At 71.4% G+C, this 11,369-nt stretch carries 7 protein-coding genes; 3 read left to right on the plus strand and 4 right to left on the minus strand.

The window, feature by feature from the left end:
• Positions 1-12: 12 nt before the first annotated feature.
• From ABZ939_RS08720 to dnaN, 3 genes are all read right to left on the minus strand, one after another.
• A complete protein-coding gene (locus ABZ939_RS08720; protein WP_361850813.1) occupies positions 13-1,608 on the minus strand; it encodes an alpha/beta hydrolase in 1,596 nt (531 codons plus the stop codon).
• Entirely contained in the window at positions 1,605-3,029 is a 1,425-nt protein-coding gene (locus ABZ939_RS08725) for an alpha/beta fold hydrolase (protein WP_361850815.1), read from the minus strand. The genes ABZ939_RS08720 and ABZ939_RS08725 overlap by 4 nt, the downstream gene beginning before the upstream one ends.
• Positions 3,030-3,540: 511 nt before the next feature.
• Positions 3,541-4,692: a DNA polymerase III subunit beta gene (dnaN, locus tag ABZ939_RS08730; protein WP_361850817.1), complete on the minus strand. Its 1,152-nt coding sequence runs from the start codon at positions 4,690-4,692 to the stop codon at positions 3,541-3,543.
• Positions 4,693-4,797: 105 nt separating this feature from the next.
• On the opposite strand from dnaN, the gene ABZ939_RS08735 reads away from it, so the two are divergent.
• A complete protein-coding gene (locus ABZ939_RS08735) occupies positions 4,798-5,949 on the plus strand; it encodes a serine hydrolase domain-containing protein (protein WP_361850819.1) in 1,152 nt (383 codons plus the stop codon).
• 97 nt (positions 5,950-6,046) lie between these two features.
• Here ABZ939_RS08735 and ABZ939_RS08740 read toward each other — a convergent pair whose 3' ends face one another.
• Positions 6,047-6,658: a YceI family protein gene (locus ABZ939_RS08740; RefSeq protein ID WP_361850821.1), complete on the minus strand. Its 612-nt coding sequence runs from the start codon at positions 6,656-6,658 to the stop codon at positions 6,047-6,049.
• A gap of 236 nt (positions 6,659-6,894) precedes the next feature.
• Here ABZ939_RS08740 and ABZ939_RS08745 point away from each other — a divergent pair, with 236 nt between their 5' ends.
• Both ABZ939_RS08745 and ABZ939_RS08750 read left to right on the plus strand, forming a co-directional pair.
• Entirely contained in the window at positions 6,895-7,404 is a 510-nt protein-coding gene (locus ABZ939_RS08745) for a hypothetical protein (protein WP_361850823.1), read from the plus strand.
• A gap of 129 nt (positions 7,405-7,533) precedes the next feature.
• Complete coding sequence (locus ABZ939_RS08750; protein WP_361850825.1) at positions 7,534-11,367, plus strand: endo-alpha-N-acetylgalactosaminidase family protein; 3,834 nt, start codon at positions 7,534-7,536, stop codon at positions 11,365-11,367.
• The last annotated feature ends 2 nt before the right edge of the window (positions 11,368-11,369 follow it).

Below are 11,369 nucleotides of genomic sequence, written 5' to 3' on the forward strand. Positions count from 1 at the left end.
CCCCCGGCCGCCTCACGGCGCGATCTCGAACTGAGGTGGCTGGAGACCGGCGAGGCACCGCGTGTCCGGCGCGTTCGGACGGTCGAAGAACGAGACGGTCATCGTCTGCGCGCACTGCGAGTCGGCGAAGACGACATGGGCGACGTAGGGGACCGTGACGGCGGTGGACCGGCTCAGCGTGCGGGCGGCGTACGGCCCGCTGCTCGGCGCGGTCTGGGAGTCGAACCCGCCGGACAGGACGAGGGTCGGGATGTCGCTGTACGTCCGCTGCCGGATCGAGGGGTGGGCCGGGGGGACGTCCCAGGCACGGCAGTCCGCGTGCATCCAGCTGAGAAGCGGCGCGTTGGCCAGTACCGAGCGGGGGAACGACGGGAAGAGGCGCCGCCCTGCCCGGATCACGTCCTCCTCACTCTCGAACGGAGTCCACTCCCTGCAGAAGACGCCGAAGACGAGCCCGTGAGAGACCCTGCCGATGGCCTGCGGGCTGAGCTTTCCGCCCGCGTACTGCTCGGCGATCCGCTGCGGGTTGCCGTGGGCCAGTTCGTCGATGGAGCGGGGCACTCCGGCCGCGAGATGGCTGGCGAAGGTCAGCCAGTTCACCAGGAGCCCGCCGTCGATCACGACCTTCACCGGCTCCGGGTGGCCCGGAACCGTGACGGTGGTGGTGACCGGCCGGGCCTCGAGCTCGACCACGAGCCGCTCGAAGGTGGCCTTGAGGTTCGGGTAGCGGGTGTTGCAGGCGGGCTGCTCCGCGCACGCCTTGAAGATGCTGTCGAAGCCCTCGCGTGCGGCCTTCCAGGTCACGGCCCCGCCGGCCAGGGACGGCGGCAGGACGCCGTCGATGCCGACCGACCGGATGCCCTTGGGGTGCAGACGCATGTACTGGAGCGCCAGGTCGGTGCCGTAGGAGATGCCGAACACGTTCCACTGCCTGATGCCCAGGGCCTTGCGCAGGTCGTCGTAGTCGGCGGAACTCTCGGTGCCGTTGTAGGCGCTGAGGTCGGCCCCGCGGCTCACCAGCTGCTCACGGCATTTCCGTGTCTCCTCGACGTGCAGGCGCCCCGTGGACGGCGCACCGAAGACGAGATCGAGGGAGTTCGCGGCGAACTCGTCGACGTTCCGGCAGGTGAGCTCCGGGTCGGCCGAGTAGGTGCCGCGCTGGGACATGAAGATCACGTCGCGGTCGCGGTTCAGGCCGCCGGCGAGCGCCATCGGGATCTCGGAGACCGCGTCGTCGCCGGGTCCGCCGGCGAGCCACACGATCGGGTCGGGTGCCGGTCTGCTGGTGGCCGCGGGGATGATCGCGACCGCCAGGGTGATCTTCTTCCGTCCCTTGCGATGGGTGCGCTTCTCGGGAACGGTGAGCGTTCCGCAGCGGGCGTCCTCGAGGGCCGGGATCGGGTCGGCCGTCCTCGGGCAGGGGCCCGGCTCGAAGTGGGCGCCTCCCGCCGTCCGGGCGACCGTGCCGAGCGGCCCTCCGTCGCCGCCCTCGGCTCGTGCGGGCATCGCGGCGAGGCCGACGACGAGGGCGCCGGCTGTGGCCCCGGCCAGCGTGGCCGGGAGCCGGCGCAACGCGCGCCGGTGGCGGGGAGGGCAGAGGGACATCATGTTCTCTCCGGGTCAGGGGTGATGGTGAACGGTTTCGGCGCGAGCCCCGCCACACAACCGGTGTCGGGCGCGGTCGGACGTGCGAGGAAGGAAGCCAGGACGCTCTGCGCGCAGGGCGACTGGGGAACCACGAAGTGGCCGATCCCGGGAATCTGCACGGCCGTCGAGCAGGGCAGCGTGCGACCGGCGTACGGCCCCCAGCTCGCCCCCGTCTTCGCGTCGAACGTTCCGGAGATGATCAGCGTCGGCACCTTGCTGTAGGTGGTCACGCGCTGGATCGCGGTGCGGTCCGGGACGTTCCAGACACGGCACAGGTCGTACTCGAAGGGAAGCTGCGGTGCGTGGGCCAGGACCGTGTCCGGCCACCCGGGGAACGCCCGGCGCCCCGCCTCGAGGACGTCGGACTCCGAAAAGCCCGGCGCCCACTCGCTGCACACCACCGAATGCGTCAGACCGTGGGCCTGGGCGACGACGGGCGTACCCGCGCCGGCGGCCTGTGCCCGCGCGAAGCGCTCCGGATTGCCGCGGGCGAGTTCGTCGATGGCCGCGGGGACGTCGGCGGACGGCAGGGCGCCGCCGTTGGTGACCAGCAGGTTCACCAGTGTGCCCCCGTCGAGGACGACCTTCACCGGGCTCCCTCCCCCCGGCGGCTGCACGGTCAGGGTGAGGGGGTTCGCCTCGAGGCGGCGGACCTGCTCCGTCAGCTTGCGCGAGAGGTCCGGGTAGCGGCTCTTGCAGGCGGGCTGGGCCTCGCACGCCGCGAAGATCGTGTTGATCCCCTCCTGGGCGCTGTCCCAGGCCCACGGCAGGCTCACGATCTGAGGGGGCACGACCGAGTCGATCGTCACCGAGCGGATCCCCTGGGGGTGCCGGCGCAGGTAGGTGAGCGCCAGGTCGGTGCCGTAGGAGTACCCGTAGACGTTCCACTTCTTGATGCCCAGCGCCTTGCGCAGGGCGGCGAAGTCCGCGGCGTTCTCGGTGGTGTTGTAGGCGCGCAGGTCGATGCCGTCGGCGGTCAGACGGACTCTGCACTCCTTGGCGGCGCTCACCAGGAGCCGCCCGGTCGAGGGCGCGTCGTAGGGCAGCCCCACGGCGTCCGCGCTGAACCGGTCGATCTCCGGGCAGGCGAGGTACGGCTGTGAGTAGGGCCCGCCGCGCTGGGTCATGACGATGAGATCGCGATCCCGGTTCACGCCGGAGTCGATCAGAAAGGGGATGGCCCCGATCGCGTCGCCGCCGGGACCCCCCTCCATGAACACCACCGGGTCCTTGGCGGGCTTCGTCGACGTGGCCGGAATGATGGCGACGGTCAGCTTGATGGTCCGCCCGCCGCGGTGGGACCGGCTCTCGGGCACCTCCAGGAGCCCGCACCGTCCGGGGATCGGCTCGGGCTCGGGCGTCTGCGGGCAGGGACCGGGCACGAACCGTGCCGGACCTCCCGGATGGGGCCCGGTGGGAGGGGGTGACGCGGCACCGTTCGGTGTCGTGCCGGCCGTTCCGAGGAAGGCCAGACCCGCGGCGACGAGCGCCGCAGTGGTGCGCGCGCGCCGGGAGCGTCGCCGTGCGTACCGGTGTTGCGCCCACCTTCGTACCGACCTGCCGCCCTGGTGAACGGACGGCGGGCAGCCCGGACCGATGTCCTGTTCCGTCATGTGATCCCGTCTCTCCGACGTTCCCGCCCGCCCCGGCCGGGACGACGCGGAGTGGCTCCGCCCGCCGCCGCGTGATCGGGGCGGGCATGCGTACGTCAGCCTGTGCCTGCGGTGAGACGTCCACCACTCGTGGACTCCACTTGGGCGTCGGCATCACCCCGTGGGCACAACCCCGCGGCTGTGGCGCGCAGTCAGTCGGCGTGCAGCCGCACGCACGTTCACCCGGGGAGACGTTGGGAGGAGACGATGGGAGGAGACGGTGATCGGAGGGCCGGTGGGGCTACACCAGGGGCTTCACCGACATCAGCAGATGCTGGTGGACCCCGTCCGGCCGGTCGGTGATCAGGGCCCGCTGGCCCGGGCCGATGAGATGGAAGCGGACCGACTCGGAGTCGAAGGAGCCGAGTGCGTCCAGGAGGTATCCGGGGTTGAACGCGACCGTCATCGACTCCGAGCCCTCGAGCAGCGCCGGGAGGCGCTGGGAGGCCACGTCGTCCTCGTACCCGGCCTGGAGCTGGACGGTGTCGCCGGCGAAGGCGAGCTGGACTGGGCTGTCGCCCTCCGCGACCACCGCGACCCGCTTCACGGCCTCGAGCAGCGGCGCCCGGTCGGTCACGGCGACGGCGTGCTCGCCCAGGGAGAAGAGCTTGTCGTGGCGGGGGAGCCGGCCGTCCAGCAGACGGGTCGTCGTCCGCGTCCCCTCGCTCTCGAAGCCGATCGAACCGCCGTCCAGGGCGAGGCGGACCGGCCCCGCCGACGTCAGGGAGCGGGCGATCTCGGTCAGCCGGCGGGCCGGTACCACCACGTCCGCGCCCTCCCCGTCCCCCGCCAGGCCCCTGTCCGCGCCCTCGCCGTCCCCCGCGCCGCCCCCGTCCGCGCCCTCGGGCTTCCACTCCAGCGTGCGGACCGCGTAGCGGTAGCGATCGGTCGCGGCCAGCGTCATCGTCGTCCCGTCGAGCGCCAGCCGTATCCCGGTGAGGACCGGCAGAGAGTCGTCACGGCCCGCCGCGACAGCCACCTGTCCGACGGCCACCGCGAACGCCTCGGCGTCCACCACGCCCCGGAACGCGGGCAGCCCGGGCTGCGCCGGATAGTCGTCCAGCGGCAGCAGGGAGAGCCCGAAGCGGGCCTCCCCGCCCGTCACGGAGAGCCGCGCCCCCTCGACCGCGCACTCCACCACGCCTCGGGGCAGCACCTTGCAGATGTCGAGCAGCCGCCGCCCGAGGACCAGCGCCCTGCCCTCCCGCGCGGTGTCCGCCTCGACCTCGATGCGCGCCGACGCCTCGTAGTCGAGGCCGGAGACCCGCAGTCGGCCGCCACTCGCCTCCAGGAGCAGCCCGCCGAGCACGGGCATGGGCGACCGGGCGGGCAGGACCCGGGCGGCCCAGGCCACGGCGTCGGTCAATTCGCTGCTGTCGATACGGAATTCCATGAATCCGAAGCTAGCGACACCCACTGACAACGCCCTGGGAAGAATCCGGTGCCGGTGATCGTTCTTCCCGGCGACCGCAGTGGAGCCATCGAGGGGGAGACAGCGATGAGTGACGTCCACGGCACCGTGGAGCCCGGATTCGAGTCCGTACGCGAGGAGTTCGCGACCGTCGTCGCGAACGAGGCGAGCGACGGCGGGGCTCAGCTGGCCGTCTACCACCAGGGGCGGCAGGTCGTCGACCTGTGGGGCGGCGACGGCGTCGAGGGGGACTCCCTGCTCGGCCTCTACTCCTCCTCCAAGGGCGCGATGGCGCTGGTCGCCGCGCTCCTCGTGCAGGACGGCGTGCTCGACCTGGACCGCGAAGTCGCCTTCTGGTGGCCGGAGTTCGCCGCCGAGGGCAAGGGGCGAATCACCCTGCGCCAGCTTCTGGCCCACCGCGCGGGTGTGCTCAACACCGACGGCGGTCTCACGCTCGACGAGGTCGCCGACGACCGGGTGATCGCCACACGGCTCGCGGGGCAGCGCCCCTTCTGGGAACCGGACTCCGGCCACGGCTACCACGCCCTCGTCATCGGCGCGCTGGTCGGCGAAGTCGTACGCCGGGCCACCGGGCGCACGATCCAGGAGCACTTCGAGGAGCGGGTCCGGGCCCCGTACGCCCTGGACTACTACCTCGGGCTTCCCGAGGAGCTGGAGCCCCGCTTCCGCGCCGCGCTGCCGTTGAAGCCGACCCCCGCGCAGCAGGCCCTGCTGGAGGCGAACCCGATCGCCCCCGACAGCCTCATGGCCATCGCCTTCGGCTGCCACGTTGACCCGCCGCTGGACCTGGTCGCGTATGCCAACTCCCGTACGGTACGGGCCAAGGCGCCGCTTTCCGGCGGTGGCATCGGCTCCGCGCGGGGCCTGTCGCGGATGTACGCGGCGATCGCCGGCGAGCTCGACGGCCGGGCCCCGCTCCTGAAGCCGGACACCCTTGCCGAGGTGGCCCGGATCCATTCCTCGGGCACCGACCTGGTGACGGGCGAGGAGAACGCCTTCGGCCTGGGCTTCGTCCCGCTGGCCACCCGCCACCCCGCCCTGACCCCTGCCGCGATCGGCCACAGCGGCGCCCCCGGCTCCCAGGCCTTCGCGGACCCGTCCACCGGCCTCGCGTACAGCTACACCCGTCGCCGCTTCGGCTTCATGTCCGGCCCCGGCGCTCCGGAGAACGACCGGCTGATCCCGGCGGTGGTGCGGGCGGCGGCCGAGGCCGCCTGACCCGTCCCGGAAAACGCCGAGCGCCCGCCCTCCGTCGAAACGGAGAGGCGGGCGCGCTCGTGTCTGCTCAGGGAGCCCGGGCGGGGTCCCGTGGGGCTCAGGCGGCGTTCTTGATCGCGGAGATGTCGAAGTTCAGCTTCACCTTGTCGCTGACCATGACGCCACCGGTCTCCAGGGCCGCGTTCCAGGTCAGGCCCCAGTCGGAGCGCAGGATCTCGGCCGAGCCCTCGAAGCCGACGCGCTCGTTGCCGTAGACGTCCGTGGCCGTGCCGTTGAACTCCAGGTCGATGGCGAGCTGCTTCGTCACGTCCTTGATCGTGAGGTCTCCGGTCACGCGGTACTTGTCGCCGCCCAGCTGCTCGGCCTCCTTGGAGCGGAAGGTCATGAGCGGGAACTGCTCGGCGTCGAAGAAGTCGCCGCTGCGCAGGTGGCCGTCGCGGTCGGCGATGCCCGTGTCGATGGAGGCGATCTTGACGTCGATGGCGGCGGCGGACGCGCCCGGGTTCGAGCCGTCCAGCTTCAGCGTGCCCTCGTGCTCGGCGAAGGTGCCGCGCACATTGGTGACCATGGCGTGACGGACGGTGAAGCCGATGCTGCTGTGGGCCGGGTCGATGGTGTAGTCGCCGGTCAGCGCGGCCAGGGCCGGGTCGACGGGGAGGGTGGCGACGGCGGTGGCGGTCTCGTTGGCCTTGCGGTTGAAGATGCCCATGACGTGCTCCTTGGGGACGAGGTGCGAGCTTTGTTGAAGGTTCAACGAGATCGACCATAGACCTATTCCGTTCAAGTTTCAACATCTAGGGAAGAAGTTCATCCGGACGGTGTCCGACGCCCTCTGGCGGACGCGCGTAGAACTGCGGCACCATCTCACTGCTCGATCAGCACGGTCTGCTCCACCTGCACCGCCGTCCCCATCCGTCACGGTCATCAGCAGGAGGCAACCCCCCGATGAAGCTCCGCTCCGTCCTCACCGCGCTCGCCCTGGTCCTCGGCGCCCTCTTCGCCCCCGGGGTCGGCGTCCTCGCCGGCGCCACCGACGCACACGCCGCCACCAAGATCAGCCACGCCACCGCGACCTCGATGTTCCGCAGCTCAGGTATCACCTGGTCCTCGTCCGGCGGCTGCTCCGACCGCAACAACCCGACGTGTACGTCGTTCGAGCAGCTCAACCTCGCCACCGCGCAGGGCGCCCAGACCCTCAAGAGCGCCAGCGGCTGCGCGCTCAACATCACCGGCGGCACCGAGACCGGCCACGCCGGCGGCACGTACTCGCACTGGAACGGCTACAAGCTCGACTACAGCAAGTACACCTGCATCGGGAACTACATCAAGAACACCTTCACCTACATCGGGGTGCGCGGCGACGGCGCTCCGCAGTGGAAGTCCGGAGCCGGCAACATCTACGCCGACGAGGGCAACCACTGGGACGTGACCTACTACAACTGCGGCGGCTGCTGAGGTCGTTCCCGCACCAAGAAGCCCCCTTCGGCGGTCACTTGGACTAACCGAAGGGGGTTCTTGGACTGGTGGGGCCGCCGGGGCGCGATCTCGTTGACGGTGTCGCGCGGCCCGGGCCAACTAGTCCCCATGTCCCTCCCCAAGTCGCGAAGAATCCGTGCGGCCTGCGCGCTCGCCGTCGCCTCGTCGGCCGTGTTCGCCCTGTCCGGACCGGCCCTCGCACAAGCCCCCGTGTCCCGTACGGCCGAAGCCGTCATCGGCTCCGACCAGCTCTCCGTCACCGTCGCCGAGGACTTCCCGCGCGTCGTCTCGTACACCGACCGCGCCACCGGCGCCCGTCTCCTCGGGAGTACGGCCCCGGTCACCCAGATCGTCCTCAACGGCACGGCGTACGCGGTGCAGGCCAAGGGCGCCCCCGTGCTGACCGCCACCAGCGCGGCGTACACCCTCGCCTTCCCCGCCCTGACGGGCGTCGAGATCGACGCGACCCTGAGCGTCAGCGGCCGGGCCACCACCTTCAAGGTCACCGCCGTCCGCGACACCGAGGCCTTCCGGGTCGGCACCCTCGACATACCCGGCCACGACCTCGTCTCCGTCGGCTCGTCCGACACCGGGGCCGAGACCGCCTTCACCCGGCTCGACCCCGACTCCACCCGCACCGCCGACGTCTTCGCCAAGGTCACCGACGCCACTCCGGCCGAAGCCACGGCCGTCGGGGCGAGCTACGCACTTGTCAACACCGGGCAGCTCGCCGCCGCCGTGGAGTCCAACTCCAGCTACGACAAGCCCTCGGGACCGAGCGCCCGTGACGGCGCGCGCTTCTGGCACCAGGCCCGCAGGACCGCGACCGAGACCCGTGTCGGCGTCTGGTCGGGACAGTGGACCTACCGCGGCGCCGGAGCCACCCGGCCCGAGAGCGGCGACAACCTCCCCTGGGCCAAGGTCGTCGTCACCCCCGACGCCAACGCCGACGGGAAGACCGACTGGCAGGACGGCGCGCTCGCCTTCCGCACGATCGGCGTCAAGGCTCCGGGCAGCGAGCAGACCCCCGGCCGGGTCGTCGCCCACATCCCGTTCAACTTCGCCTCCAACGCCACCCACCCCTTCCTGCGCACCCTCGACGAAGTCAAGCGGATCTCGCTCGCCACCGACGGACTCGGCCAGTTCGCGCTGCTCAAGGGGTACGGCTCCGAGGGCCACGACTCCGCCCACCCCGACTACGGCGGCAACTACAACAAGCGGGCCGGCGGCCTCGACGACCTCAACAAGCTGCTGAGGGAGGGCAAGAAGTGGGGCGCCGGCTTCGGCGTCCACGTCAACGCCACGGAGTCGTACCCCGAGGCGAAGAACTTCAGCGAGACCCTCGTCGACAAGACCAAGCCCGGCTGGAACTGGCTCAACCAGAGCTACTACATCGACCAGCGCCGGGACATCAACAGCGGCGACCTCGCCCGCCGCTTCCAGCAGCTGCGCGACGAGACCGACCCCAACCTGTCGATGCTCTACATCGACGTCTACTACACGCACGGCTGGATCGCCGACAAGACGATGCAGGCCGTGCAGGCGCAGGGCTGGAACGTCGCCACCGAGTGGTCCGAGAAGTTCGAACGGGCCTCCCTCTGGTCCCACTGGGCCAACGACCTGAACTACGGCGGCGCCACCAACAAGGGCCTCAACTCGCAGATCATCCGCTTCATCCGCAACGGCGAGAAGGACATCTGGAACAACCACCCGGTCCTCGGCCAGACCGCCCTCGAAGACTTCGAGGGCTGGACCGGCGAGACCGACTGGAACCACTTCTACGCCAACATCTGGCAGAAGAACCTCCCCGCCAAGTACCTCCAGCAGCAGCGGATCACGCGCTGGAACGGCAACGACCTCAGCTTCACGGGCGGGGTGCGCGGCACCGTCGAGGACGGCCGCCGCACCTTCTACGAGAACGGCCGCAAGGTCCTCGACGGCGAGAACTACCTGCTGCCGTGGGACGGCGGCACGAAGCTGTACCACTACAACAAGGCGGGCGGCCGCACCACGTGGGCCGTCGCGGGCACCGGCTCGTACAGCGTGTACAAGCTCACCGACAACGGCCGCGTGAAGACCGCGACCGTACGCCCCGTCGGCGGAAGGGTCACCCTCGACGCCGCCGCCGGACAGCCCTACGTCCTGTACCCGAACGTCGCCCCCGAGCCCCGCGATCCCCGCTGGGGCGAAGGCACCCCGGTCAAGGACCCCGGCTTCAACGACGCGAGGCTCGGCGCCTGGACCAAGGCCGGGACCGTCGCCCGCGACACCGACACCCAGGGCCGCAACAGCGGGCAGCTCACCGGCTCCGCGACGGCGTCCGTACGGCAGCAGATCACCGGTCTCACCCCCGGCAAGCGGTACACCGCCTCCGCCCTGATCGAGGTCGAGCCGGGGAAGACCCGCCCGACGACCCTGTCCGTCGGCGGGAGGTCCGTCACCGTCGAGCGCTCGGCCGTCGAGGACCGGGTCGCCGCATCCGACTGGAACGGCACCCGCCTCCAGCGCGCCAAGGTCACCTTCACCGCCCCCGGCAGCGGCTCCACCACCCTCAGGATCGAGGCAGCGAGCGGAAGTCCGGCGGCCGTCCGGATCGACGACGTCCGGATCGTCGCGAACAGTCCCGCGGTCAAGGCCGGCACGCTCGCGTACGAGGACTTCGAGGCCGTCGACCAGGGCTGGGGCCCCTTTCTCAAGGGCGACTCCGGCGGCACCACCGACCCCCGCACGCACATCGCCCAGCTGCACGCCCCGTACACCCAGGCCGGCTGGAACGGAAAGCTCGTCGACGACGTCATCGGCGGCGCCGAGTCGCTGAAGTCCCACGACGAGAACAGCGGCCTGGTCTACCGGACCGCACCCTGGACCGTCCCGATGAAGGACGGGCACACCTACCGCGTCGCGTACGACTACCAGTCGAGCCACGCGGGCGCGTACGAGTGGGTCACCGGCTACGACCGTACGAACGGCAGCGGTTCCGTCGAGACCCGTCGCACACCCCTCGGACAGCAGCGGACCACCGGCCGCTTCGAGGAGACCGTGACGGCCGGCTGCGGCGACACCTGGACCGGACTGCGCAAGCGCGGCGACGCCCCCGACGGCGCCGACTTCGTCCTCGACGGCTTCACCGTCACCGACCTCGGTCCGGCGCCGGAGAAGGCGGCCTGCGGCACGCTCGCGCTGGCCGCCCCGGAGACCCTGGAGCCGGGCCGCCCGAACCAGGTCACGGCCACCTTCGCCAACGACGAGGCGAACGCCGTCGCCGGCGCCACGGCCGCCCTGGAACTCCCCGCGGGCTGGACCGCCGAGCCGACCGGACCCGTCGCCCTCGGGACGGTCGCGGCGGGCGAACAGGCCACCGCCACCTGGAAGGTGACGCCCCCGGTGGACGCGGCGTACCAGACGTACCCGCTCCGCTCGACGGTCACGTACACCGTCGGGGGAGAGGCGCGGAGGCTGACCGCCGCGACCTCCGTCCGTACGCTGCCCCCGCCGCCCACCACGGACAGCTGGGCGAGCGACCTGGACTGGACGTCCGCCGCCAACGGCTGGGGGCCGGTCGAGCGCGACCTGTCCAACGGCGAGACGGGCACCGGCGACGGCAGCCCGCTCAGGATCGGGGGAGTGGCGTACGCGAAGGGCCTGGGCACCCACGCTCCGGCCACGGTCCGCTACTACCTCGGCGGGAAGTGCACCTCGCTGACCGCCGAGGTCGGCGTGGACGACGTCCAGGCCACCCGCGGCACCGTCCGGTTCAGCGTGCGCGCCGACGGCACGGAGAAGGTGACGTCGCCGGTCCTCAAGGCGACCGACCCGGCCTGGTCGCTGACCGCCGACGTCATCGGGGCGTCCTATGTCGACCTGGTGGTCGCGGACGGCGGCGACGGGAACGGCAACGATCACGCGGACTGGGGGAACGCGCGGTTCCACTGCGGCGGTTAGCG

The sequence above is a fragment of the Streptomyces sp. NPDC046712 genome (assembly GCF_040645695.1).
In the GTDB taxonomy this organism is placed as follows: Bacteria; Actinomycetota; Actinomycetes; order Streptomycetales; family Streptomycetaceae; genus Streptomyces.

Coding starts and splice junctions, on each gene's coding strand:
- ABZ939_RS08745 (WP_361850823.1), top strand. CDS start 6,895: ATGAAGCTCCGCTCCGTCCTCACCGCGCTCGCCCTGGTCCTCGGCGCC.
- ABZ939_RS08735 (WP_361850819.1), top strand. CDS start 4,798: ATGAGTGACGTCCACGGCACCGTGGAGCCCGGATTCGAGTCCGTACGC.
- dnaN (WP_361850817.1), bottom strand. CDS start 4,692: ATGGAATTCCGTATCGACAGCAGCGAATTGACCGACGCCGTGGCCTGG.
- ABZ939_RS08750 (WP_361850825.1), top strand. CDS start 7,534: ATGTCCCTCCCCAAGTCGCGAAGAATCCGTGCGGCCTGCGCGCTCGCC.
- ABZ939_RS08720 (WP_361850813.1), bottom strand. CDS start 1,608: ATGATGTCCCTCTGCCCTCCCCGCCACCGGCGCGCGTTGCGCCGGCTC.
- ABZ939_RS08740 (WP_361850821.1), bottom strand. CDS start 6,658: ATGGGCATCTTCAACCGCAAGGCCAACGAGACCGCCACCGCCGTCGCC.